The following is a 25610-nucleotide window of genomic DNA, read 5'->3' as shown; positions in this document are numbered from 1 at the left end:
GTTGAACTGTGTTACGCGTTACTTAACGCGCATGCCGGGCTGAGCACCGTCATCTGGGCTTAACAAGAAAATATCACTGCCGCCAGGCCCCGCTGCGAGCACCATACCTTCAGATAAACCAAAGCGCATTTTGCGCGCAGCTAAGTTAGCGACCATCACCGTTTGGCGACCGACGAGGCTTTCTGGAGTATAGGCTGCTTTAATGCCTGCGAATACCTGACGGGTTTCACCCGCACCAATATCTAAGGTTAATTGTACTAACTTGTCAGCGCCTTCAACCGGCGCGGCGGCAATAATTTTGGCGACGCGCAAATCGATTTTGACAAAATCATCAATGCTGATGGTGTCGCTAATCGGTTCACGCTGTGCACTTACTATTGGCGCAGCAGCAGGTGCTTTTGCTTTTGCGGTTGTGCTGCTGGCATCTGCTGTGGGTTGTAAGTTTTCGGTAGACGCCGCAACCATGGCTTGCACTTTAACCGGATCGACACGCTGCATTAAGGCTTTAAACGGGTTAATCGCATGATTTAATAAAGGGCTTTGGTAGTGTTGCCACAGCAGTTCGGTATTTAAAAAGGCTTCGCTATCCGCGGCCATTTTCGGTAACACCGGCTTAAGGTAATGCATTAACACGCGGAATAAGTTTAAACCCATAGAGCAAACATCATGCGTTTCTTGTTGTTTGCTCTCGTCTTTGGCTAATACCCAAGGCGCTTTGGCATCAATATATTGATTCGCACGATCAGCAAGCGCCATAATGTCGCGAATGGCCTTCGCAAATTCACGTTGCTCATAGCATTGCGCAATGCTGCTACCGGCATTAATAAAATCTTGATACAGCTCTGGCTCGGCCAGCGTTGCCGACAAGGTGCCATTAAAGCGCTTACTAATAAAACCGGCACAGCGACTGGCGATATTGACCACTTTGCCGACGAGATCAGCATTCACTTTTTGCGTGAAATCTTCGAGGTTTAAATCGAGATCGGTAATACCACTGGTTAATTTGCTGGCAAAATAATAGCGAAGGTATTCAGGATCTAAGTGCTCTAGATAGGTACGTGCTTTGATAAAGGTGCCGCGCGATTTTGACATTTTCGCGCCATTTACCGTGACAAAACCATGTGCATAAACCGCGTTGGGTTTGCGAAAGCCCGCGCCCTCTAACATGGCAGGCCAAAACAGGCTGTGGAAATAAATAATATCTTTGCCGATAAAATGATAAACCTCGGCATCTGAGCCGGGGGCCCAGAAGCTGTCAAAATCGACATTGATACGATCGCACAAATTTTTAAAGCTGGCTAAATAGCCAATGGGGGCATCTAACCATACGTAAAAAAACTTGCCTGGCGCATCTGGAATTTCAAAGCCAAAGTAAGGCGCATCTCGGCTGATATCCCACATTTGGAGGCCATCTTTAAACCACTCTTGTAGTTTATTGGCCATTTCATCTTGCAAGGCACCGCTGCGCGTCCAGGTTTGCAACATTTCTGCAAAGGCCGGTAAGTCAAAGAAGTAATGTTCACTGTCTTTTAAAATGGGCGTTGCGCCTGACACAACCGACCGTGGATTTTTAACTTCTGTTGGGCTATAGGTTGCGCCGCAGACATCACAGCTGTCGCCATTTTGATCTTGTGCGCCGCACTTGGGGCAATCGCCTTTGACAAAACGATCTGGTAAAAACATGGATTTTTGTGGATCGTATAACTGGCTAATGACTTTACGTTTAATATGTCCCGCAGCGTTTAAGCGGTTATAAATGGTATTAGCAAACTCGCGGTTTTCTTCGCTGTGCGTAGAATGATAATTGTCAAAGGCTATGCCAAAGTCAGCAAAATCAGTGCTGTGTTCAATTTTAGTTTGCGCAATCATCTGCTCAGGACTAATGCCTTGCTGCTGCGCTTTAAGCATAATCGGTGTGCCGTGGGCATCATCGGCACACACGTAATAACATTGATGGCCACGTGCTTTCTGAAAGCGGGCCCAAATGTCGGTTTGGATATATTCCAATAAATGACCAAGGTGGATGGGGCCGTTTGCATACGGCAGGGCGCTGGTGATCAGAATTTTCCGTGTTGACATTAAAGATCGCTCTTACATAAATGACTGAAAATATATGCGCTAATGATACTATAGCCGCCATTAAATCGCATCCGGCATTGTCAGATTGCTGGGAAAAATGCCACCCTTTTTGGTTTTTGAGGAGTCTCGATGTTTAATTGGCTGAAAAAATCAGCAGTAACCCAAACACCACAGGCTGAGCCTTGGCAAAACGCGTTGTTGGCAATTCGCCAACAGGCCCCGGTATTTAAAGCGATCCACACGGTTATTTTGGTCGCGTCGGGCAAAGGTGGCGTGGGTAAATCGACTACGGCTGCAAATTTGGCCATGGCGATGGCTAACGCGGGTGTGCGCACCGGCCTGCTTGATGCCGACATTTATGGCCCTTCCTTACCTACCTTATTTGGCTTAACGGGGCAAAAAGTTAGCTCGCCCGACAATAAATTAATGCAACCCCTGCAGCAGCATGGGGTAACATTACAATCTATTGGTTTTTTAGTGGATCCGGAGGTTGCCAGTGTTTGGCGTGGCCCAATGGCAAGCCAAGCTTTGCTGCAACTGATTAACGAAACAATTTGGCCGGAATTAGATGTATTATTGATTGATTTACCCCCAGGCACCGGTGATATTCAGTTAACTTTGTCACAAAAGTTACCGGTAACCGGCGCGGTTGTGGTCACTACACCTCAAGATTTAGCACTGGCCGATGCCCAAAAAGCCATTAGTATGTTTCGCCAAGTGTCTATTCCTGTACTGGGCTTAGTTGAGAATATGAGCTTTTACCTTTGCCCAAGCTGTGGTGCGCATGATGATGTATTCGGTAGTGCCGGGGGGCTCAGGTTGGCTGAGCGCCATCAAGTCCCGGTACTAGGGCAATTACCTCTGCAAGGGAGTATTCGTCAGCAGTCGGATCTGGGCGTGGCGTTAACACAAGGCGATGCGGCCATGGCCGCTTTGTATCATGATATTAGCTTATCGCTTTTACAGCGGGTAAGCGGTGAATTACCGGAGTACGCTTCGGTTGAAATTAAAATAACGGATGATTAAACATGAGATTATGTGACCGCGATATAGAGCGCTACCTAGCCGAAGGCAAAATTTGCATCACGCCAGCCCCCGATGTTGACATGATCAGTGGCGTGAGCGTCGATATTCGTTTGGGTAATAAGTTTCGGGTATTTGTGGCGCATGCCGCACCTTACATCGATTTAAGTGGCCCCCGCGCCGAGGTGGATGCGGCGTTACATTCCGTTATGAGCGATGAGATCGTGTTAGCCGATGATGGGGTATTTATTCTGCATCCCGGTGAATTAGCCATTGGTGTAACGTTAGAGTCAGTGACCTTGCCTGATGATATTGTGGGCTGGTTGGATGGCCGTTCGTCGCTAGCGCGTTTAGGCTTAATGGTGCACGTGACGGCACATCGCATTGATCCAGGCTGGTCAGGTAATATCGTTTTAGAGTTTTACAACAGTGGTAAGTTACCCTTAGCTTTACGCCCTAATATGAAAATAGGCGCGTTAAACTTTGAACTGATGACTGGCCCTGCTGCCAGACCTTACAATAAAAGGCTGGATGCGAAGTACAAAGAACAAACAGGGGCGGTTGCCAGCCGGATTAGCCATGACCATAAAGGTGGCTGATCTGAAAAATAAAAAGCCCACGTATCAGGTGGGCGCAAGCTTATAAAGCAAAAATGAAGCGCAATGATTATGCAATAAAACTGCATAGTCTGGCAACTGTGTGCTAAGCATAGTGATTGGTTTCTGTGTTTTAAATGCATAAAAAATGATTTTTTATTAGCTCAATACAGCTTTAAAGGAAGTGAAATGAAATTATATGGCTCACAAACCTCACCTTATGTGCGGCGCATTCGTTTGTTACTGGCGGCACAGCCGTATGAGTTTGTTGATATGCAAATTTTTGCAGAAGGCGATCGTGAAAAGCTTTTAGCCTTGAACCCGACACTCAAAGTGCCGATGTTTGAGCATGACGGGCAAATGGTGTTCGATTCAGGGGTTATTTACCGTTACCTCACTACGGTTTTATCATTACCCGCCTTAAGTTGGTATCAAGAGAATCAATTAACGGTGATTAACGCTATTAATGATTCACTGGTTACGTTGTTTTTATCTGCGCGCAGTGGCTTAGATACTAATGAAGATCGGTTGTTTTTTAATATACAAAAACAACGTATTGCCGCTTCGATGTTCGTGCTAGAGCAACAAGCGCAAAACCATGAGTTTGCAGAGTGGAATTATATAGCGATGTCACTTTACAGCTTACTAGACTGGGTGATCTTCAGAGAACTGTTAGAATTAGACGAATACCCGGCGCTGCAGGCCTTTTATGCTGAAAATAAACAACAGGCTGCCATTGCAACCACCGATCCGCGTTTAACTTAAGATCTTGGTTAGTAAATTAAAAATAGCGAAATAGCGCCATGGCGACGTTCATGCCATGGCGTAACATCTTAGCCTTGCTGCAACACTTCCGGTTCAATTAACACGCTTTGCGTCGCATCAGATAACCAAATTTGGCTTTCGCTAATATTACATTGAATTTGCATATTACGGTTAAATAGCTTAGCCATATCCGCTACTGCTTGTTCGGGAATGTCGATAACGGTTAAATTTTGATAGCGAGCTAACGCCGCGCTGTTGGCTTTCCACCACACTGGAACAACGCGGCCACCATAGCAATATAGTGTTACCTTTTTAGCGCGGTTACAGGCTTTTCTCAGCCATTTTTCATCAACTTGACCAAACTCAACCCAATGTGCAATTACACCATCTAAACCTAAGTCCCACAATTCTGCTTCATCTTCACTACCGCTAAGCCCTTTGGTAAAACCTAAGGTTTTATTGGCATTAAGGGCAAAAGCCAGTAATCGCACCATTAATCGTTCGTTATTTTCAGAAGGATGCTGCGCCAAGGTTAAACTGTGATCGGCGTAGTAATGCCGATCCATATCCGCAATTTGCAATTGTACTTTGCACACTGTCGCTTTAAGCGCCATAACCATTCCCAGCTTATAAAAAAACGCAGTGTACCTTAAAGCCTAAAGCTTTGAATAGTGAACTGATGGCAGCAATGGGTTAGGGCAATGCTATCTGTAGTCTGTTACACAACCTTCGGGGCAAAAGAAATATTCGGCGCTTTAAAATATATGAGCTTGTATGTATATACAGTTTTAGGTGAATTTATTGTTATCAAGTAAATTGCAAGTTTAGAACATGCTTTCTAGAATAACTTTAAAAGAGCTAGATGAAATCTGTTGATTTACGCAATGTTGTTAGATAGTTTAACTATTTAACAAAAGAGAGAAAGTCGTTTAAATGGTTAGAAATAATGAGTGCTCCAAACTATTAAGCTGTTATGTCCTCTATGAAGATTTTGTGCATTGAACAAAAGCAAAAATTTTAAGCTCTCGCTTGTTGCATTAATTGTCTGCATTATTGGCTTTCAGTTTTCTACGCTTAGCATTAATTTTTATACTAACCCGTTTTATATAGGTTCTTTCATTTTCGCTATTGCTTTGTTGGTTATTACGGTTAATTTTATCTGCCCCAATTGCAGGAAAAATCAGGTTGTGCTCTCTTTAAAGCAGTTTAGGCTTCCGAGTAATACATGCTGCAATTGTGGTTACAGTGTTGGTAAAAATGGCACTGAATAACATCGGTGGTAAGAACATAACAAACAAATATTATCGCCAGCAAAAAGCGCTGGCTGCGAGGTCAACCCGCTGCGCGGCTTTCCGCGCTAAATTGGGGAGTTGGTGCTTAATGGATAGGTTTCTGTTAATCATTTTTTTGAGCAGTTTAACTTTTGCAATCAAGGCTCAAACGAGTATCGAAGAATGCTCAGAAGATATAAAGCCATTGGTTCCTCTAGAGTTACTTTGGCCAGGTTCACCTTCTGGAGGTATTGAGCCAGAGTATATTTCAGAAGCAGTAACTTTAAAGTTCATCGTTACTGAGCTCGGTGAAGTTGAGAGCATTGAAACGGTAGATACAACCTCGAGAATTTATACACGGGTTGCTCGACGAACAATTTGGAAAACCAAGTTCCTAAAACCTACTACCAAGTGCTTTAAAAATTGGATAATTCGTTATGAAAAGCCACGCACCTAACAAAACGTCTCAAACGGACACAAAACAGTTGGCCATCGTTTCGCGATTATAGCTAATATTCTTTAGCCGCTTAGCAAAGCGTAATGTGTTATATGGAAATCAAGTATGGGTTTAGATACTGTTGAAATTGTGCTTTGGGCGGAAAAAGAGTTTGGTGTAGAAATGCCAGACCAAGAAGTGACAAATATTTATACGGTTGGTGAGTTTGCGACTTACATTGCTACCAAAGTCAATGAATCAAAAGGGACATCATTCGATTATTCAGATATTCTTCCAAAGCTTTTAGAGGTATTAGAATCTGACTATGGTGTCGACAAAGATAAAGTTACCTTGGATAGTCGATTCGTTCAGGATCTGGATTTTGATTAAATTGCACACAACAAGCGCCATTAGAAATGCGCTATTCGGGCGATTCAACTCGCAACAAGTTGCTCGCATTTGTGACGTGCGTTAGCGGAGTTTCACCTTCACAATACAAGGAAGTTAAAATGAAAATTAAGGCAAGTTTACTGGTTACTACTTTACTGGCGTCGGCGTTCTGTTTCGCGGCTGACACTTATCAAGTATCTACATCTGTGTACTCTCAAGGAAAACGAGTGGCAGCTCCAGCCATGATGGTTGAAGCAGATAAAATGGCGTCAATTACTATGGATAGTGGCTTTAGTTATACCCTCACCGTTACGCCAAACCAAGATGAGACCGCAGGTGTTGTAGCTGTTGTTACTGTGGGTGATAGCACGATACATCCTTCATTTACTGTTGCCTACGGCAAAGAAGCAACAATAGCAATTGTTGAGCAAAAACTCACGTTAATGATTAATAAGGTTAACAGCTAACAATTTGCTTCATTCGGCTTACGGCCCTTCGACGCTGACAAGTTGGCACACATGCGCGGGACGTTACGTATCCTCTTAATTAAATTATGGAGTGTTAGATAAATGGAAAATCAAGAGTACGCTGGTTTCTGGATTCGTTTTGGAGCGGTTTTAATTGATCTGGTCGTTATAATAATTGTCTGCTTCGTTCCTTTAACGCTTATTTATGGAGAGGAATACTGGGTTGGTGAACAGTTATATTATGGGTTTTGGGACTTAATATTTAGCTATATCCTGCCCTTTGTAGCAACTATTTGGTTTTGGCTTCGTTTTTTCGGAACACCAGGAAAAATGGCTTTACGTCTGAAAATAGTAGATGCAAAAACCGGTGGCAAGCTATCCCTAGGTCAGGCTATTGGTCGATATTTCGCATATATAGTTGCAGCTCTTCCCTTATTGTTGGGCTATATCTGGGTTGGAGTAGATAAGCGAAAACAAGGTCTTCACGACAAATTAGCCGGCACCGTAGTAATTCGCCAACTAGGTAAAGAGCCAGTTAAATTTGACCAAAATGCTTAACAAAGACACCAATTTCGAGCCTATCGGCGCCGGACAACCTACACTATGTTCCGGCTGCCTGTTATGGCGATATTAAATTAATAGTAGTCTTGCGAAAGATTTTAATGTTCAACTTAATTTAGGAGTAAATTTATGATGGGTGGAATAAGTATTTGGCATTTTTTAATTATAATGGTTTTGCCATTGATCCACGTGATCCTATCAAGCCGTTCCCACGGTGGTGCAAAGTTTGGTTGGTCTTTAGCGGTTGTATTTTTTCCGTTACTTAGCTACATCATTTACTTGATAGTGACTCAGCCTGCAAAGAGAGTACAACAGCGCTAATGGCATTTAATAAGGCCAGTGAGCAACGCTGCCGTTGTTTGCTGCACCTCAAATTTGCTGCATTGCTTTTCGGCCGCGGCTGGCTGCGTTAGGCTGCTGGCATGAAAAATTACCCTACAATAACATTAGTTGCCTTTATTGTTCTTTGTGGATGCACTCGCTCATCGTATTTTGCTGAGCTTGATCCAAGAGCAAAATCGGTGAATTCATCGAAATATGGAAAGGGTAAATATTTTTATCATTACTCTAAATTTATTTTTTCAAGTGAAAATGCTGCCCAAGAGAAAGAAGACTATTTCAATTTTGTGCAAACAGAAATTGAGCAAAAAATTGCTGGAAATCAGGCTTGTACCATTATCCAAGAGTCGCTGTCGTACTACGGCGAAGGCGGCGTTGTCAGTGTTCTGGTGAAATGCAATGAAACCTAACACGTGCTTTAAACAACCCGCTTAAACTCGCTGGAGACTCAGTAAGTTGGTCAAGTAATATGTATTGTACTTGTCTTTTTTAAAGCACATGTTGAGGTGTTTATAATCCTATTTATGACACACCCTCGAAGTTAGATACTTAACGTTGAGCGTTATTTTTTAAGCGGGATATACTCTTTATCGTCGCCGATGACGCTGGGGAATTTGCCATTTTGCCAATCCGCTTTTGCTTGCTCTATCCGCGCTTTACTGAAAGACACAAAGTTCCAGTGTAAATAAGGGGGCACAGTAAATTTTTCGCCTCCTAGCATGATAAATCGTCCGCTTTGCAGAACCGTCATTTCAGTGTCGGTATCATCGAGCAAGACAAACTCACCCGCACCATAGGTGACCCCGTTAATGTCTATTTTTCCGCTAATAGGGAATATCGCGGTTTCATGCGTTGGATGGGGTCTGGTAATTTTGCTGTTTTCATCTGCCGTTATGTCGATATAAAACATCGGCGAGTAAGTTTTAACGGGTGAGCTCATGCCGTAAGCTTCGCCGACAATAAGCCGCATCATAACACCCTCGTGAATGAGGTGAGGTAGTTGCTGTTTTTTTACATGAGTAAAAGAGGGATCAAGTTCAGCCATCTGCTCTGGTAGTGCGATCCAGCACTGTAAGCCATTAATGGCGTGCTTGTTTGCTCTTACTTCAAAGGTTTCTCGCTCGGAATGGGTTATGCCTTTACCTGCGGTCATCCAGTTGACATCTCCTGGATGTATTTCGACATGATGTCCTAACGAATCTCTATGCAAAATACTGCCTTCAAACAAATAAGTCAGTGTGCTTAGGCCAATATGTGGATGCGGTCGCACATTGATACCTTGCCCAGCAGGAAAATCATGTGGGCCAATTTGGTCAAAAAATATAAAAGGCCCAACCATTTTTTTATCTTGGTGAGGCAGCACTCTTTTTACTTGTAAGCCACCTAAATCGTGTGTTGTTGCCTTCAGTACTTTTGCCATGTGGTACTCCTTAACAATGCAGAAATTAAGTCTACTCAGCACGGTATCATTCTAAACAGGGTAATAATATTAGAATAAAAGAAGCGAATAGTTCTATTTAAAAGAACTAATGCGCAGGTTCTGATTGACATGGACCAGAATAACCTTGGAAGCTTTGAGGTCAGATACCGAGATCTTTTTTTAAGCAGAGCTTAACGTTTTCGCTGTTGGCGAGATACTTTCTTTTGTGTCGCCAAAAGAAAGTATCCAAAGAAAATGCGACCCAATTTCGCTCGAAAGCCCGACTGCTCATACGTTGTCCAAGGCGAAAACGTCACTCGCGCAAGGCTTCGTCGCCGCACTCAAACACCCGTTTTCTTAAAACCTTGGCCAACGATGATCAGCCGGCTCGCTGCCAAGGGAGTGAATATCCGTTGAGGTATGTGCTTAGCTTCTATAGCTTGTTGGTGACTATCGGCTTAAAATAATTCATCTAACAACGAGGCACTTTTTTAAGGATCCAAAAGAAAATTTATAGCCAATTGCGAAAAGGTTAATGGTTATGGTAAAAACAAAGTAAATTTAATGCTTAATTGCCAATTCAAATTGTTTGTTTTCAGAAAACGGGATCTGGTGTTACTACAGTTTTATTTCGTTGTGCAATCAATAGTATTTTTCATTCCGAGGATGGTATGGCTAGAGTTCGCTGCATGTTTATTTTAATTGGAATGAGTTTTTTAGTGTTAACGTCTATTGGTGATAGCTATTATCGAGATTGGGTATACGCCAATCAAATATCCGATTTTGGTTTGGCAGATTATCTGCCAAGTATTACCGGAACCATTACCTCAATTTTTTTATTAATCGGTTTAGCAAAAGACTGGATAACTAAAGCACCCGAATCAGCATTGTGGATCACATGTGGTTGCGCAACTTATGAGTGTTTACAGCCAGCTGTGGGAACCGGTGTGTTTGATCTTCAGGACTTTATTGCTGTTTTTGTTACCGGGGGGATTGTTGTGTTTACGCTTAACAAAGTAAATGCAAGCATCTTGCGTACTGTAAAACATCAAGCGTAATAAGCATCATAGCCAGCGGTCGCTTGTTCCGCAAAAAACTGATTTGTTAGATTGTTCGAAACCTTCAGAGTCAGATAACGAGCACTTGATATACCCTTATTCTAAACACCTTGCTCAACAGTATTCAGTTGCCTCGTCGCAAGAGCGGGGCATATTCTTAGAAGTAAGCGTTTAGCTGTTGAGCTTTCATGTGAGTTGCCATGAGTGACTATGACCGGCTTTCGGGGCTGTAGTCGCATTCTGACTTTATTCGTAAATGCGCTAGCAAAGAGCTCATCGTAAGGTGAGGGCAGTGATAACAAAGCGTTTTATCCGCCTAAGCGATAGCCACCTAGGCGGTATTAAAAATGCTATATCAAGGCTTAATGAGCTTTGGTTTGCTCGGTGGCATGACGATATAACTCATTGACCTTATGCCAATTCACAATAGTCCACCAAGCCGTAGCGTAATCACCACGCTTGTTTTGATACTGTAAATAATAGGCATGCTCCCAAACATCCAGCGCAATTATGGGGGTACCTTGCACTTCCACCACATCCATCAAGGGGTTGTCTTGATTAGGTGTCGATGTCACCTGTAGTTTGTGCTCCTTATCCACGATTAACCAAGCCCAACCAGAGCCAAAACGGGTAGCGGCTGCTTGATTAAACGACTTTTGCATGGCATCGATAGAGCCAAAATCACGTTCGATGGCTTTTTTTAAGGCCGCTGAAGGCTCGCCAACATCAGCCTGTGGCGCCATTAATTGCCAAAAGAGTTGATGATTATAATGACCACCACCATTGTTTCGTACCGCCGTATTAAAGCGTGATATTTGCGACATCATCGCTTCAAGTGACAGTGAGGCTAACTCTGGGGTGCTTGCTACTTGGGCGTTTAAGTTATTCACATAGGCTTGATGGTGCCTGCCATGGTGAATTTGCATGGTGTCTTTATCGATAACCGGTGCAAGTGCATCTGCAGCATAAGGCAGCGGTGCTAACGAAAAGGGTTCAGCGTGAGCACTGGCAGCAAGGAATAAACAAAGTAAGGTTGCAGGGAGTTTCGCTTTGAGAATAGTTAACACGGTATTGTACTCCTATGAAGATGAGGTTTTACCAATTTAGGGACTAACCAATCTTACAGTAGTATGATGCTGCCCGATCACTTTAATTTTAAAGTAGGGACCAATCGGCAATAAAACGCGACTAGGTGTTTTAATAATTGGGGTAATAGCGACTGTTTAGTCTTGGCGTTGTGTTAACAAGCGCTAGAAATGTCGTTATCGTTAGCGTCATTCATTTTTAAGCGGCAGGCATACTATGGCCGCGTGATGCACCTTTTTACCGGCATTAATGAGCATTAGCTCTGCAATTTAAAGTGCTTACGACAGCAAATAAAGCAGCATAATAGCTAAGAGGTTGCGCGAAAAACCTCAGATATAAAAAAAGCCAGCTCGCTTTAAGCTAACTGGCTTTTAATAAAAATTTATTGGTCGGTACGAGAGGATTCGAACCTCCGACCCCTTCACCCCCAGCGAAGTGCGCTACCAAGCTGCGCTACGTACCGACTCAAGCGCGTATCATAATGATTCTCAGCGATAATGCAATGCTGATTGAATCGTATGTTGAAAAAAGCAGCATCATAGCGAGGTATAGGGATACAATTTGTGATAACCCGTTATTCATAATTGAACTGAATGGCTATATCCTTTAATTTAACCTCGTTGCCTTTTAATCGAAATACTGGTTAATTCTGAATAACACAGTAAAATAGGCGCTCTTTTACCCAGACAAAGTAGTGAGTACTGTGGCAGAGCAAGATATTTACGCCGATATCCGGCCTTATCATGATGACGAAGTCGCGCCAGCGATCGCCCGTTTAATTGCAGATGACGAATTTATTCATGCCATTCTCCATTATCGTTTCCCGCATTTGGCCGGGCCTTTGGGCTGGTTATTATCACCGCTGGTGAAATTCTCGTTAAAACGCCGTTGGTCACGTTTAGATAACGTACAAGCGGTGCAGCGTCAGGTCGCGACCTTTATGGAGCGAATGATCGAAAGTAGTACCAATAAAATCACGGTATCTGGTTTAGAACATTTAACACCAGGCAAAGCTTACTTGTTTGTTTCTAATCACCGTGATATTGCGATGGATCCGGCTTTAGTAAATTGGTGTTTATATCACCATGGTTTAGATACCGTGCGCATTGCCATTGGCGACAACTTATTACGCAAGGCCTGCGCTTCTGAGTTAATGCGATTAAATAAAAGTTTTATTGTTAAGCGCGGTGCCAAAGGCCCACGTGAAATGCTGAAAAACTTTACCTTGTTGTCGTCTTACATTAAACATTCGTTAGAGCACAAACACTCTGTGTGGATCGCGCAAAAAGAAGGTCGTGCTAAAGATGGCTTAGATGAAACGGATCCGGCGATTTTAAAAATGTTTTATATGGAAGGCAAAAAACGCGGTGAAAGCTTTGCTGAATATATGGCAGGGCTAAATATTGTGCCGGTATGTTTGTCTTACGAATATGATCCTTGCGATGTCGATAAAATCAACGAATTGTGGCAAAAACAAACCTCTGGTTCTTACCAAAAAACGGAATTTGAGGATATTGATAGTATTATCAAAGGGATCGTTGGCTTTAAAGGCCGGGTTCATGTGGCATTTGCAAAACCACTTACCGAGGTTCCTGCAGATCCCGATGCACTTGCTCAGCTAATTGACCAGCAAATTTGGCAAAACTACCGTTTGTATCCGGTTAATTATCTTGCTGCAGGTTTAACACATGCTTCGGTTGATGAAAAGCTGGTGGAGTTATGGCAACAGCGTTTGCAAACGGTACCGCAAGGCGCGATCTCATTAATGAGTGCCTTATATGCTGCTCCGATCATGAGGCAGTCTGAACTAGAGTGAGTTATTTAGTTACCGTTACACTGCTGTGGGCGTTTTCGTTTAGCTTAATTGGCGTTTATTTGGCTGGCCAAGTGGATGCTTATTTTGCGGTGCTAATGCGTATTGCGCTCGCGGTGCTGGTGTTTTTGCCCTGGCTGCTACGTAAACCTGTGGCTTTAGCCGATGCATTTTTATTGGCCGCACTTGGCGCGGTGCAATTAGGCTTAATGTATATCTTTTATTATCAGTCTTTTTTATTACTGAGCGTGCCACAGATCCTGGTGTTTACCATCTTTACCCCGGTCTATATAACATTGCTGTATGATGTGCTTGATGGTCATTTTAATCCCCGCTTTTTATTTGCAGCCTTACTCGCCGTAGTGGCGGCAGCTGTGATGCGCGATACACTACCCGCAGTGAATTATTGGTTAGGCTTTTTAGTGGTGCAGGGGGCAAACTTTTGCTTTGCCGCAGGCCAGGTGGGGTATAAAAAGTTTATGGCCAGCAAAGCGCACCTAAGCGCAGGCCATCAGCAATTTGGCTGGTTTTATGTCGGTGCTTTAGTGATTGCGTTACCGGCTTGGTTATTACTGGGGCAAGCACAATATCCCACTACGCCAGTACAATGGGCAGTTTTGTTTTGGCTAGGATTAGTGGCTTCTGGTGCAGGTTATTTTTGGTGGAACAAAGGCGCTTCGCAGGTTTCTAGCGGTACCTTAGCGGTGATGAATAATGCCTTGATCCCTACTGGTTTGCTGGTCAATATTCTGATCTGGCAGCGTGATACAGACATAAGCAAGTTAGTCTTGGGTATCGCTTTGTTATTGCTTTCATTGTGGTTGTGTCGTCGCCACGCAGTATAGGAAATAAGTTTTATGGCTAGACAAGTTAGTTACACCTTTAAAGGCCAAAAGAAAGTTATCGCCTTTAGTTATGATCGTTTTGTTGATTTATATGAAGCCGTTGCGGCAGCTGAAGGGATAGATCTCACGGCGTTTTTAGCCATGGAACAGCAATTACATCATACGGCTAAAGATAAAGCCGCAGTAAAAAACTTTCGCTCGCAATCATTCAGTAAAATGGGATTTGCAGATATCGCCTTTGTGCGAGAGAATCCCTAACACAATATGCGACCAGCGTGCCAGGCCAAGGTTTTTGCCGTACCCGCTGTTATTTGATGATACCAAATTAGAGAAAATAGTATGAAAATCACCTGCAATTTTGACAGTGGTAATATCGAAGTGTTACACGCCACGGACCCAGCAAACATTCAACTGGCAATCCGTAAAGATCATCAATCAGAGTTCTTTCAGTGGTTTCACTTTCGTTTAAACACCTCACACACTGAACCGCACACCATCAAAATTATGAATGCTGGCCAATCGGCGTACCCAGAAGGCTGGGAAGGTTATCAAGCGGTGGCTTCTTATGATCGACAAACGTGGTTTCGCGTAGATACCAGTTATGCAGACAACGTATTAACCATTCATCATTATCCAGAAGCGGAGTCAGTTTATTTTGCCTACTTTGCGCCTTATAGCTATGAACGGCATCAAGACTTATTGCACTTTGCCCAAAATGATTACAACTGTCGGTTAGTCGAATTGGGTGAAACACTGGATGGCCGTGATATGACCATGCTGGTTGTCGGCGAGCCGGCTGAGCATAAAAAGAAGATTTGGATCATTGCACGGCAACACCCTGGCGAAACGATGGCCGAATGGTTTGTTGAAGGCTTACTGGATCGATTATTAGATGAAGATGACGGTGTTGCTCGGTTACTGTTAGCCAAAGCGGTATTTTACATTGTGCCCAATATGAACCCAGATGGCAGTGTTCGTGGTCATTTACGGACTAACGCCGCAGGAGTTAATTTAAACCGTGAATGGCAAAACCCGAGCATGACAGAAAGCCCAGAGGTGTATTTAGTTCGAGAAAAAATGCAAGAAATCGGCCTAGACATGTTCTTAGACATTCATGGTGACGAAAATCTGCCATATAACTTTGTGGCCGGCGCAGAAGGTGTACCGTCTTACAATGCAAAAATGCAACAACTTGAGCAGGCATTTAAAACGGCATTACAACTGGTAACTCCAGAGTTTCAAACCCAGTTTGGTTATGACAAAGACGAGCCGGGTAAAGCAAATTTAACCGTAGGCAGTAACTGGGTTGCAGAGCGCTTTGGTTGTTTAGCGTACACTTTAGAAATGCCGTTTAAAGATAACGCCAACCTGCCAGACGAGGCTTTCGGTTGGTCAGATGTACGTTCAATGAAACTCGGCCATGACACCCTTACCGCAGTATTAGCCGTAGTTGATGAGTTACGATAGGACCTATTAGACATGGCGATTATTTCTTGTCCGGTGTGTGCAAACCGGATCTCAAACAAAGCGGCAGAATGTCCAAAGTGTAAAACCAATTTAGGTGAAGCCAGCCCAGAAAAGCTGGCCTCGAAACACCGAGAGCAAATGGCTCGCCAAGCGCAATCACTGATGAACCAGTCGATGCTGGCCTTGCTGTTATTTTTGGCCGGATTTGGAATTTTGTATTGGTGGCAGCCTGAGAATGGCAGTTACAACCAATATGTTTCAACCGTAGCGATAGCCCTAGGCTTTGGTTGGTATGTGGTGTGTCGCGCACGAATTATTTGGTTAAAGCGAAAAAAATAGTATGGATTTTACAGCGATGGTCAGTGCGATGGCACCTGACACTTATAATAAACTAGCAGAGGCGGTAGCCACCGGTCGTTGGGCCGATGGCACGCCGTTAAGCGCAGAGCAAAAAGAGCAAACACTGCAACTGGTATTAGCGTATCAGTCTAAGGTGTTGAAGTCTCAAGATATCTTCACTGTGGGTCCAGACGGACAAATAGTTCATAAATCCAAGGCAGAGTTGAAAAAACAGTTTTCAGATCCTGCCGCTATTGCAAGGTTTTCGCACGATGATCTTTAAACGCTGGTTTAAACCGAAATGGCAGCATCCAGACGCCGCTATTCGTCAGCAAGCTCTTGAAACATTACAACCCACCAGCGCTGAGCATAAGCAAGTATTGCATGAGCTCGCTTTTAACGATGCCGCAGAAGCGGTGCGTAAAGCCGCTTTACATCGGTTAGACGATTTTGCGTTATGGTGGCAAGCCAGTAAACACGACACGGCAGAGCGTTTAAAACACTATGCCGAGCAACAAGTTGTTGATCAACTGTTAGCGAATCGGGTAGCTGCACCGTTAAAACAGAAATTTATTGAGCAGTGTAATCGCAGTAGCATTTTAGAGTCGCTAGCGCTAAAAGATGCCGATATGAATGTGCGCTTTGCCTTACTACAGCGGTTAGAGCGCCCGGAGTTAATTCAACAAACTTTGTTAGATGCGGCCTTTCCTGTCGCCTTAAAACAGCAATTGTTGTCACAGATCACAGATGAAAAACAATTAGAGAAACTTAGTAAGCAACTTGAACCCTCGCTTGCTGAAACCTTGCAGGCTCGCTTGGCGAAAATGGCGGCGGATAAGCAAAAGCCACCTCGCTTACGCAAAGAGATCACCTTGTTGCTGGCTAAGCTGAATGCACTGCGCGAGCGTCATACGCTGGCCGAGCTACCGGCGTTACAGCAAGAGTTGCAACAACAATGGCAAGTGTTAGCCGCGGAGTTACCTTTATTACCCGAACAAGAAGCGCAGGGTTTTTTAGAGAAGTTTCAGCAGCTCGACCAACGTTTAACCGAATGGTTAGCGCCAAAATTAGCCCAACTGCAGGCCGAGCAAGCCTTAGTTGAGCGTAAAGCGCGCCAAGTGTTAAAAACCCAGCAGTTGCAGCAAGCGGTCAGTGAGCTAGAACAACAATTGCAGGTGCAGTTACAACAAGTCGCCAGTACTGAGCAAAATGGTTTACTGGATGCCGCCGCCACAGCATTATGTGAAGAGTTGGATGCGGCCGAGTTAGCCCATGCTGAGCAAAGCGCCTTACAACAACGTTTAACGGTGGTGCAGCAGCAATTAGCCCGTTTACCCGAGTTGAATAAAGCGCTTACGTCGATCCAGCAATTGCTAAATGCGTTTAGTGAACAGCCATTGCCTAACAGTGCTGAGCAGTTAGCGGCAGCAGAGCAGCAATGGCAAAATTTTACTGATGCTTGGCGCAGTGCCAGTAAAGGTTTCAGTGCAAGTTTACCTGCTGAGTTAAACGAACAATTCAAGCAGTTACGTCAGCAGTGGCAACAAGCACTGAGCCATATTAAACAACAGCAACAAAAAGAGCTTCGTCAGCTTCGTAGTAAGTGTGCCGAATACAAACGCTTACACGCGGCAGGACGTTACAAAGTGCTGTTTGGTTTGTATAAAGGCATGACGGCGGATGTGGCAAATTTATCTGCAGAAGCACAGCAGCAATTTGAAAAAGAGTTTGCCGAGATCAGCAGTTTACAAACTGAATTAGAATCTTTGCAGCAGTATATTGCCACACCACGTAAAACCGCGTTGTTAAACGAAATGACTGCGCTGGCAAATAGCCCTTTGCAAGATGCCAAAGCGCGTGCTGAGCAAGTGAAACTGGCCCGCGCAAACTGGAAGTCTTTAGGTAAAGCAGATCCCGCTGCCGAAGAAAGCTTGAATCAGGCTTTTGATGCAGCTTGTGAAGCGGCTTTTGAACCTTGCCGCCAGGTGTTTGCTCAGCAAGATGCTGAACGCGAACTGCATTTACAGCAACGTCAGCAATTATTACAAGAGCTTGGCAATTTAGTCGAAGCAGAATTGCCAGAACGTGATTTAGATGCCGCTTTTCGGCAGTTAAGCCAACGTTGGCGTGAAAGTGGCGCGGTTAATCGGCGTGATTACCAAGCGTTGCAACAACAATTTCAAGAACTGAGCAAACGCTTAAAAGACAAAGTGGCCACGGCGCAGCAGCAACAAGCGGCGGGTAAGGCGGCTTTGATTGCGGAAGCGAAATTGGCCATGACCTTAGAAGACGGCGCCAAAACAGCACAGGTGCTGAAAGAGTTGCAGCAACGCTGGAAGACCTTTGGTTTTGCCGGCCGTCAGCAAGATCAAGCGTTGTGGTTAGAGTTTCGTGCACTGTGTGATAGCTTTTTTGAAAAACGCAACGAAGAGTACAAGCTACAGCAGCAAGCTGAGCAGCAAGTTGCCCAGTTGGTATCAGAGCAATTAGCAACGCTGAATACAACCTTAGCGCAAGCCACTAGCGCTGGCGCATTGCAAGCGGTACAAGCGCAGTTGCGTCAATTGAGTTTACCCGATAGCGTTGGGGTGCGTCAGCAATATCAAGAGCTCAGTCAGCAATTGCAACAACGGCAAAAGCAGTTGCAAAAGTCGGCACAACGTCAAGAGTTACAAACCTTATTTGACGTATTAGAGCAGGGCGATATCAAAGCAGAACAATTACCACAGAGTTATCGTGAAGCCTTAAGTTTGCCGCAGCCAAGTTTGACTCGCTCACAACTGACCATCGCGTTAGAGCTGATGTCAGAGCAAAATGTTGAGCAAACCAGTGCGGCAGAGCGCCAACAAGTGCAACTGGCCTTGTTATCGTTAAAGCATAATGCGGGGCAACAATTAACACCGGAGCAGCTATTACAGCAATGGCTTGCGCATGGTCCGGTTGCCCAACAAGAAAAACCGTTGTTAAAGCGCGTTGCCGCGCTGTTTTAACGGTTAAAGCGTTAATTCGCCACGCAGATCCTGTTGCATCTGCTGGCGAATTTCTTCTGCAGTGAATGGCTTACTCAGCAGGTAATGTAACTTAGTTAAGGTCGCTTCCAAGGTCATATCAAACCCACTGATCACCCCGCTATCACGCAACGCCTTGCCCGTGGCATAACCATCCATATTCACTTTGCCTTTAAAACATTGTGTGCAATTGACTAAAATTTGCCCTTGTTCACTTGCTTGCTGTAACACTTGCAGTAATTCTGGCCGCTGTGGGGCATTACCCACACCAAAAGATTTAATAATTAAGGCGCGTACTGGTGGTGCCAGCATATTGCGGATCACGTCTGTGGTAATACCGGGATACAGCGTGACGACACTGATCGGTTGGGGAGTGATCTCGGCAACCTCGAGTGGGAGGGCTGTTTCAGTATGGGTGATTTTGCCTGCATGCAGGTTAATATGGATCCCCGCTTCAAGTAACGCCGGCATATTGGGTGATGCGAAAGCATTAAAACCATCGGCATCGGCTTTAGTGGCACGGTTACCACGAAATAATTGATTATTAAAAAACAATGCTACTTCAGCGATGGGGTAATTTGCCGCTAAATACAGAGCATTAAGTAAATTAACTTGGCCGTCTGAGCGCAGTTGCGCTAACGGGATCTGTGAGCCGGTAATAATCACCGGTTTTGATAAGTTCTCTAACATAAATGATAAAGCGGAAGCGGTATAAGCCATGGTGTCAGTACCATGCAGCACCACAAAGCCATCATAGTGTTGATAGTTTTCTTGAATATCTTTGGCAATAGTAAGCCAATGCGCTGGTGTCATATCTGACGAGTCGATAACCGGATGATATTCATGAATATCGAATTCTGGCATTTCTGACCGATAAAACTCGGGCATGCGTTTTACGGTGTCGGTTAAAAAACCCGGTACTGGCACAAAGCCTTTATCGGATTGTTGCATACCAATGGTACCGCCAGTGTAAGCGACATAAATACGTTTTCTTTGCATAAAACACCTAAAAAAAATGCCCGGATAATACCGGGCATTGTAATCAGAATTACGCTTGCTGTCAGTTTATCTGGCAGCTTAAGCAGTAAGAGTAGATACCGTTTGGATCGTTAAACTGATTCATTAAAACAAAATCTTGTTTAACTTGCTGTGTTAACTGACGAAGCGCACGTTGCTCAGGTTGCATCGTTGCACTAGGTAACCAGCCTTTCGCTTTTGCTGCACCAAATAAATCAGCAATGATTTGCTCAGTGGGGCTAAGTTCTGGTTGCACTACAGTGATGTCGTATTGGCTTAAACCGGCCATTTCTGCAGCACGAGCAATCGCATCATCAAAAGTACCCAGTTTATCGACTAAACCTAACTCAAGTGCTTTAGAACCTGTCCAAACACGGCCTTGTGCAACTTTATCAACTTCTTCATTGCTCATATTGCGGTTTTTACCCACCATGGTTAAAAACTCGGTATAACCGCGTTCGATCAGCAATTGCATCATGTCTTTCGCAGGCTCAGATAAGCCTTTAAATAAAGGCATACCGGCAGAGAAACCGGCCAGCTCTGTTGTACCGACACCATCCACATTTAAACCAATGGTCGACATCGCATTTTCAAATGTGTGTAATAAACCAAAGATCCCGATTGAACCTGTAATGGTAGTTGGTGAGGCCCAAATTTCGTTGGCAGGTGCTGCAATCCAGTAACCGCCTGACGCTGCAACTGCACCCATTGAGGCGATAACAGGCTTACCTGCTTCACGTAATAGGGTGATTTCTTGGCCGATGACTTCAGAGGCAAACGCGCTGCCGCCGCCGCTGTCGATACGCAGCACGACCGCTTTCACTTTATCATCATGGCGCGCACGACGAAGCAGCGCAGCTGTAGAGTCACCGCCGATCATGCCAGGTTTAGCTGTGCCATCAACAATGGTACCGCGAGCGACCACCACGGCAATTTTTTCTGTGATCGGGTTATCAAATTGCTTAGCCGGGATCACCATTTTTTTGTATTCATCAAAGGTGACATGGTTGTAGGTGTTATTGTCATTTTTGCCGACAATGGCGATCATGCTATTACGGAACTGTTCACGGGTTTGTACGGCATCTACCCACTTGCTGGTTAAGGCATATTGGCCTAAATCACCTTCAGCGGCTTGCAGTTTGCTGTACATGGCGGCGAAGGTTTCATCGAAGTTATCAATACCAAAGCCACGACGCTCGGCAACTTGTTGTTTGTAATCAGCCCATAATTCATTTAACCAAGCTGAGTTCGCTTCTTTTGCGGCATCTGACATGTCATTACGAGTAAAAGGTTCTACCGCGGATTTGTAAGTACCAACGCGGAAAACATGTGTACTGACCTTGAGTTTTTCTAAGGCATTTTTATAGTACATAGGGTAGCTACCATAGCCCTCTAATAACACTGCACCCATCGGCTCAAGTGCAATTTGATCGGCATAGCTTGCTAAGAAGTATTGATTTTGGCCGTAGTAAGCACCGTAAGCAAAAATCTTTTTGCCATTGGCTTTAAAGGCTTCTAAAGCTTTACCTACGCTTTTTAATTTATCTAAAGAACCGCCACCTAGCGCAGACAGATCCATCACCATCACTTGAATGCGGTTGTCTTTGGCCGCATGGTTAATCAGTTTAACCACATCGGTAACCAGCATTTCTGGCGCTTCTTCTTGACCACCGGCCGCTTCATTAATTGCCGCAGCCATGGGGTCAACATAACGTTTTTGTTCAACAAGATCACCGCGAAGGTTAAGATATAATGCGCTGGTATCGGCAATCTGTACTTTATCGCCACCACTAAACAGGGCACTGCCGATGACCAACACCAAGCAAATAAAGATAATATTTAAAACGGTAGCGCGAAAGCCCCGATAAACTGACCAGATTGCGCCAAATAAGCGCCTAAATAATCCTTTCTTTTTCTCTGACATAATATGTGTCCTGTTAATTCTCATTTAAAATTCATAAACATCCACGCTTAATGCTAGCGAATTTTTCAACAAAGGCTATGTGGAATTTGTAAGAAAATGTATATCACTTGCGTATCGGCAGCAAAGCAGCTACATTTTAGCGATTAAACAGGTACGACCAGAGAGGGTGATGTGGCATATCAACACTTATTAGCGCCATTAGATTTAGGCTTTACCCAACTTAAAAATCGGGTAATTATGGGGTCAATGCATACCGGCCTAGAAGAAGAAAAAAACGGTTTCGAAAAGTTGGCCGCGTTTTATGAAGAACGAGCCAAAGGCGGTGTGGGTTTAATAATTACCGGTGGCATTAGCCCAAACTTTCGGGGAAACTTGGTGCCTTTTGGTAGCCAACTGAGTTTTTGGTGGCAAGTTGCCAAACACAAACCAGTTACCGCGGCGGTGCAAAAGCACGGTTCAAAGATTTGCCTGCAATTATTGCATGCGGGCCGTTATGGATATCATCCTTTTAATGTCGCGCCGAGTAACATTAAATCGCCTATTACGCCTTTTAAACCTTCTGAGTTATCCGATCGACAGATCCGCGGGACCATTAAAGACTTTGCCCATGCGGCCAGCCTCGCTAAAAAAGCCGGTTATGACGGTGTGGAAATCATGGGCTCTGAAGGCTACTTGATAAACCAATTTATTTGTCAGCGTACCAATCATCGTACTGACGCTTGGGGCGGTAATTTTGAAAACCGCAGTCGTTTTGCTTTAGAAACCGTGCGAGCGGTGCGCGAGAAGTGTGGTGCTGACTTTATTATTATCTATCGGCTCTCTATGCTGGATTTAGTTGAGGATGGTAATACCTTTGATGAGGTTGTTGCACTTGGCCAAGGTGTGGCAGCGGCAGGCGCAACTTTAATTAATACCGGCATTGGCTGGCATGAAGCGCGTATTCCAACCATCACGACTCGGGTGCCCCGAGCGGCTTTTACTTGGATCACAGAGCGGGTTCGGCAACAACTTAGTGTGCCGGTTATCGCCACTAACCGCATTAATGATCCTGGCGTAGCAGAAGATATTTTAGTAAAAGGCCAAGCTGATCTGATTTGTATGGCACGACCCTTTTTAGCCGATGCCGACTTTGTTAATAAAGCGGCTGCAGATCAAGCGGACGAAATTAATACCTGTATTGCCTGTAATCAGGCCTGTTTAGATCACGTATTTCAACAAAAACGTGCCAGTTGTTTGGTTAACCCTAGGGCATGTTATGAAACCGAGTTAAATTTTAATCCCGCTAGTAAACGGAAAAAATTGGCCGTTATAGGTGCTGGTCCGGCCGGGCTTGCTTTTAGTGTTTACGCGGCGCAGCGTGGCCATGAAGTACATTTGTTTGATAAAGCCGCAGAGATTGGCGGCCAGTTTAATTATGCCAAACAAATTCCTGGTAAAGAGGAATTTCATGAAACACTGCGTTATTTTGCCAAAATGTTGAAGGTACACGCGGTAACATTACATCTTAATGAGCAACAAACTGCGGCAAGTATTCTGGCTGAGCAATTTGATGAGGTCATTTTAGCTACCGGTATCGTGCCGCGTGATATTGGTTTAGCTGGGCAAGATCATCCTAAAGTGCTGAGCTATTTAGATGTATTGCGCGATCACAAAGCCGTTGGCCAAAACGTCGCCATTATTGGGGCGGGCGGCATTGGTTTTGATGTAGCTGAGTTTCTATTAGAAAAACATTCACTGACCTTACAACCTGATGCGTGGTTAGCCGATTGGGGCGTTGATAAAACTTATCAAAGCCGCGGCGCTTTATTAAGTAGCCAGGCGCCAGCTAAAGCCGAACGTAAAGTCTATTTATTACAGCGCAAAGCCAGTAAGGTGGGTGGTGGTTTAGGTAAAACCTCTGGCTGGGCACATCGCGCCTCTTTGCAGAAAAAAGGCGTAGAGATGATGGCGGGGGTGAACTATCTGCGCGTGGATGACGCTGGTCTTTGGATCAGTTTAAACGACAAAGAGCGCTGTTTAGCGGTGGATAATGTGGTGATTTGTGCCGGACAGGTTCCGCTGCGTGCCTTACAAGCCGAGTTACAGGCGGCCGGCCAACAAGTACATTTAATTGGCGGTGCTGATGTTGCTGCTGAGCTGGATGCAAAAAGGGCGATCCGTCAAGGTGCGGAACTTGCTGCGGCCATTTAGTATTTGCTGATTTCTAGCCGCAATTCATTGCGGTAAACAAGGGGTAAACTTTTCTTGCGGCCACTTTTCAAGTGGCCGTTTTTATTTTCTTGTTTTTTGGTACTACATAATTCTAGTTTTTGATGCTATGTTAAATCTACATCGATTAATGAAGGATTCTGAAATCTTGATGGAAATATCCCGACCGCGCTATAAGAACAGCTTACCTATAAATGTGCGGCGATAAAAAATGTAAGCGGTTACATACTAATAAAATACAGAGGAATAACTATGTCTGGAGTGTTAACTATGATACTGGCTGGTGGCGAAGGCACCCGCTTATCACCTTTAACAGCGGTGCGTGCGAAACCGGCTGTTCCTTTTGGTGGAAACTATCGTATTATCGATTTTGTTTTAAATAACTTTGTAAATGCTGACTTACTGCAGATTTTCGTTATTACGCAGTTTAAATCACATTCATTGATGAAGCATTTAAGTCGCGCATGGCGAGTAGGGGGGGTATCCAATCGTTTTATCGATCCCATTCCCGCGCAAATGCAAACAGGTAAGCATTGGTACTTAGGTACGGCAGATGCTATTTATCAGAATTTGCATTTGATTGAAGGTTTAGATCCAGAGCATGTTTGTGTGTTCGGTGGCGATCATATCTATAAAATGGATATTCGCCAGATGTTAGATTTTCATCGTAATAAAAACGCGAAACTAACCGTTGCTGCTATCCCTGTCCCGAAAGAGCAAGCTCATGAGTTTGGTATTATCGAGGTCGATGCCGACGGTCGGATGATAGGTTTTGAAGAAAAGCCAAAAAATAATCCTAAAACAATCCCAGGTCAACCGGACATGGTACTGGCATCGATGGGTAACTATATTTTTGAAGCCAATTGTTTAGTGAATGTGCTAAATGCAGATGCCGCACAGCCCGATTCAAAACATGATTTTGGCCACAACATTATTCCAGGACTTTATCCGCAGGGTGAAGTGTATGTTTATGACTTTTCTACCAACCATATTCGCGGCGAATCACAGAGCAGCGCTGGTTACTGGCGTGATGTAGGCACCATCGATTCTTATTACGAAGCGAATATGGATTTAATCTCGATTGATCCCCCGTTCGATGTTTATAACCGTTTTTGGCCGTTACGCAGCTATACGCCGCCAGTACCGCCAGCAAAATTTGTGCACGATCAAGCTAATCGAACCGGCCAAGCGATAAGCTCAATGGTTGCCGCGGGTTCTATTATCAGTGGTGCGATTATTTATCAGTCAATCCTCGGTTATAATGTTAACGTCCATAGCCACAGTTATATCGAAAAGAGTGTGCTAATGGGCAATAACGACATTGGTCGTGGTTGTCGGATCCGTCGCTGTATTATTGATAAAGATGTGCGTATCGCACCCAACACGGTGATTGGTGAAGATTTAGAAGCCGATCGCAAGCGTTTTCATGTGTCTGCAGGCGGAGTTGTGGTGATCCCTAAAGGCGCCCGGATCGGCTTTGATAATGAGTAAGCTCGGC

At 44.4% G+C, this 25610-nt stretch carries 25 protein-coding genes and 1 tRNA gene; 19 read left to right on the top strand and 7 right to left on the bottom strand.

Features of this window, described 5'->3' with window-relative positions; translation table 11 throughout:
• Positions 1-18: 18 nt before the first annotated feature.
• The gene (metG, locus tag ORJ01_RS15010; protein ID WP_306178727.1) at positions 19-2079 is read right to left on the bottom strand and encodes a methionine--tRNA ligase; all 2061 of its coding nucleotides are present in this window, start codon (positions 2077-2079) and stop codon (positions 19-21) included.
• 129 nt (positions 2080-2208) lie between these two features.
• Between metG and ORJ01_RS15005 the strand changes: the two genes are divergently transcribed.
• The 3 genes from ORJ01_RS15005 to ORJ01_RS14995 all read left to right on the top strand — a co-directional run bounded on the left by ORJ01_RS15005 (position 2209) and on the right by ORJ01_RS14995 (position 4463).
• Positions 2209-3105 carry an Mrp/NBP35 family ATP-binding protein gene (locus ORJ01_RS15005; protein WP_226751656.1) on the top strand — a complete coding sequence of 299 codons (897 nt, stop codon included), beginning with the start codon at positions 2209-2211 and terminating at the stop codon, positions 3103-3105.
• Between the two features lie 2 nt (positions 3106-3107).
• Positions 3108-3701 carry a dCTP deaminase gene (dcd, locus tag ORJ01_RS15000; RefSeq protein ID WP_306178726.1) on the top strand — a complete coding sequence of 198 codons (594 nt, stop codon included), beginning with the start codon at positions 3108-3110 and terminating at the stop codon, positions 3699-3701.
• A gap of 186 nt (positions 3702-3887) precedes the next feature.
• The gene (locus tag ORJ01_RS14995) at positions 3888-4463 is read left to right on the top strand and encodes a glutathione S-transferase family protein (protein WP_306178725.1); all 576 of its coding nucleotides are present in this window, start codon (positions 3888-3890) and stop codon (positions 4461-4463) included.
• Between the two features lie 68 nt (positions 4464-4531).
• Here ORJ01_RS14995 and ORJ01_RS14990 read toward each other — a convergent pair whose 3' ends face one another.
• Positions 4532-5077: a YaeQ family protein gene (locus ORJ01_RS14990; RefSeq protein ID WP_306178724.1), complete on the bottom strand. Its 546-nt coding sequence runs from the start codon at positions 5075-5077 to the stop codon at positions 4532-4534.
• A 643-nt stretch (positions 5078-5720) separates the two neighbouring features.
• Between ORJ01_RS14990 and ORJ01_RS14985 the strand changes: the two genes are divergently transcribed.
• The 6 genes from ORJ01_RS14985 to ORJ01_RS14965 all read left to right on the top strand — a co-directional run bounded on the left by ORJ01_RS14985 (position 5721) and on the right by ORJ01_RS14965 (position 8337).
• The gene (locus ORJ01_RS14985; RefSeq protein ID WP_306178723.1) at positions 5721-6191 is read left to right on the top strand and encodes a hypothetical protein; all 471 of its coding nucleotides are present in this window, start codon (positions 5721-5723) and stop codon (positions 6189-6191) included.
• 105 nt (positions 6192-6296) lie between these two features.
• Positions 6297-6560 carry a hypothetical protein gene (locus tag ORJ01_RS14980; RefSeq protein ID WP_306178722.1) on the top strand — a complete coding sequence of 88 codons (264 nt, stop codon included), beginning with the start codon at positions 6297-6299 and terminating at the stop codon, positions 6558-6560.
• 119 nt (positions 6561-6679) lie between these two features.
• A complete protein-coding gene (locus tag ORJ01_RS14975; protein ID WP_306178721.1) occupies positions 6680-7027 on the top strand; it encodes a hypothetical protein in 348 nt (115 codons plus the stop codon).
• Between the two features lie 102 nt (positions 7028-7129).
• A complete protein-coding gene (locus ORJ01_RS14970) occupies positions 7130-7585 on the top strand; it encodes an RDD family protein (protein WP_306178720.1) in 456 nt (151 codons plus the stop codon).
• A gap of 132 nt (positions 7586-7717) precedes the next feature.
• Positions 7718-7909: a PLDc N-terminal domain-containing protein gene (locus ORJ01_RS16210; protein WP_371930772.1), complete on the top strand. Its 192-nt coding sequence runs from the start codon at positions 7718-7720 to the stop codon at positions 7907-7909.
• 101 nt (positions 7910-8010) lie between these two features.
• Positions 8011-8337, top strand: a complete 327-nt coding sequence (locus ORJ01_RS14965) for a hypothetical protein (protein ID WP_306178719.1) — start codon at positions 8011-8013, stop codon at positions 8335-8337.
• 152 nt (positions 8338-8489) lie between these two features.
• Here the strand turns inward: ORJ01_RS14965 and ORJ01_RS14960 are convergent, their stop codons facing one another.
• Entirely contained in the window at positions 8490-9347 is an 858-nt protein-coding gene (locus tag ORJ01_RS14960; RefSeq protein ID WP_306178718.1) for a pirin family protein, read from the bottom strand.
• Positions 9348-10036: 689 nt separating this feature from the next.
• Here ORJ01_RS14960 and ORJ01_RS14955 point away from each other — a divergent pair.
• Positions 10037-10405, top strand: coding sequence for a hypothetical protein (locus ORJ01_RS14955; RefSeq protein ID WP_306178717.1), 369 nt, complete (start codon positions 10037-10039; stop codon positions 10403-10405).
• A 362-nt stretch (positions 10406-10767) separates the two neighbouring features.
• Here ORJ01_RS14955 and ORJ01_RS14950 read toward each other — a convergent pair whose 3' ends face one another.
• Together ORJ01_RS14950 and ORJ01_RS14945 are read right to left on the bottom strand one after the other, a co-directional pair.
• A complete protein-coding gene (locus ORJ01_RS14950) occupies positions 10768-11472 on the bottom strand; it encodes a superoxide dismutase (RefSeq protein WP_371930771.1) in 705 nt (234 codons plus the stop codon).
• Between the two features lie 405 nt (positions 11473-11877).
• Positions 11878-11954: transfer RNA gene (locus ORJ01_RS14945), tRNA-Pro, on the bottom strand.
• Positions 11955-12185: 231 nt separating this feature from the next.
• Between ORJ01_RS14945 and ORJ01_RS14940 the strand changes: the two genes are divergently transcribed.
• The 7 genes from ORJ01_RS14940 to ORJ01_RS14910 all read left to right on the top strand — a co-directional run bounded on the left by ORJ01_RS14940 (position 12186) and on the right by ORJ01_RS14910 (position 18945).
• A complete protein-coding gene (locus ORJ01_RS14940) occupies positions 12186-13307 on the top strand; it encodes a 1-acyl-sn-glycerol-3-phosphate acyltransferase (RefSeq protein WP_306178716.1) in 1122 nt (373 codons plus the stop codon).
• Positions 13304-14149 (top strand): EamA family transporter, encoded by an 846-nt coding sequence (locus ORJ01_RS14935; protein WP_306178714.1) that lies wholly within the window; start codon positions 13304-13306, stop codon positions 14147-14149. The genes ORJ01_RS14940 and ORJ01_RS14935 overlap by 4 nt, the downstream gene beginning before the upstream one ends.
• Positions 14150-14161: 12 nt before the next feature.
• The gene (locus ORJ01_RS14930) at positions 14162-14407 is read left to right on the top strand and encodes a DUF2960 domain-containing protein (RefSeq protein WP_226751645.1); all 246 of its coding nucleotides are present in this window, start codon (positions 14162-14164) and stop codon (positions 14405-14407) included.
• Positions 14408-14488: 81 nt separating this feature from the next.
• Positions 14489-15616, top strand: a complete 1128-nt coding sequence (locus tag ORJ01_RS14925) for a M14-type cytosolic carboxypeptidase (protein ID WP_306178712.1) — start codon at positions 14489-14491, stop codon at positions 15614-15616.
• 12 nt (positions 15617-15628) lie between these two features.
• The gene (locus ORJ01_RS14920; protein ID WP_226751643.1) at positions 15629-15955 is read left to right on the top strand and encodes a zinc ribbon domain-containing protein; all 327 of its coding nucleotides are present in this window, start codon (positions 15629-15631) and stop codon (positions 15953-15955) included.
• Position 15956: 1 nt separating this feature from the next.
• Positions 15957-16238, top strand: a complete 282-nt coding sequence (locus ORJ01_RS14915; protein WP_229585601.1) for a YeaC family protein — start codon at positions 15957-15959, stop codon at positions 16236-16238.
• On the top strand, positions 16228-18945 hold the full coding sequence (locus tag ORJ01_RS14910; protein WP_306178711.1) for a DUF349 domain-containing protein: 2718 nt from the start codon (positions 16228-16230) through the stop codon (positions 18943-18945). The genes ORJ01_RS14915 and ORJ01_RS14910 overlap by 11 nt, the downstream gene beginning before the upstream one ends.
• Positions 18946-18948: 3 nt before the next feature.
• On the opposite strand, the gene ansA is transcribed toward ORJ01_RS14910, so the two are convergent.
• Together ansA and sppA are read right to left on the bottom strand one after the other, a co-directional pair.
• Positions 18949-19962: an asparaginase gene (gene ansA / locus ORJ01_RS14905; protein WP_306178709.1), complete on the bottom strand. Its 1014-nt coding sequence runs from the start codon at positions 19960-19962 to the stop codon at positions 18949-18951.
• A 61-nt stretch (positions 19963-20023) separates the two neighbouring features.
• A complete protein-coding gene (gene sppA, locus ORJ01_RS14900) occupies positions 20024-21904 on the bottom strand; it encodes a signal peptide peptidase SppA (RefSeq protein WP_306178708.1) in 1881 nt (626 codons plus the stop codon).
• 171 nt (positions 21905-22075) lie between these two features.
• Between sppA and ORJ01_RS14895 the strand changes: the two genes are divergently transcribed.
• Complete coding sequence (locus ORJ01_RS14895; protein WP_306178706.1) at positions 22076-24094, top strand: NADPH-dependent 2,4-dienoyl-CoA reductase; 2019 nt, start codon at positions 22076-22078, stop codon at positions 24092-24094.
• Between the two features lie 270 nt (positions 24095-24364).
• Positions 24365-25603: a glucose-1-phosphate adenylyltransferase gene (glgC, locus tag ORJ01_RS14890; RefSeq protein WP_306178705.1), complete on the top strand. Its 1239-nt coding sequence runs from the start codon at positions 24365-24367 to the stop codon at positions 25601-25603.
• Positions 25604-25610: the final 7 nt, after the last annotated feature.

The organism is Alishewanella sp. SMS8 (assembly GCF_030737935.1).
Classification (GTDB): Bacteria; Pseudomonadota; Gammaproteobacteria; order Enterobacterales; family Alteromonadaceae; genus Alishewanella; species Alishewanella maricola.
Note: the sequence above shows the minus strand (reverse complement) of the source record. Positions and strands in the feature narration are given on the sequence as shown.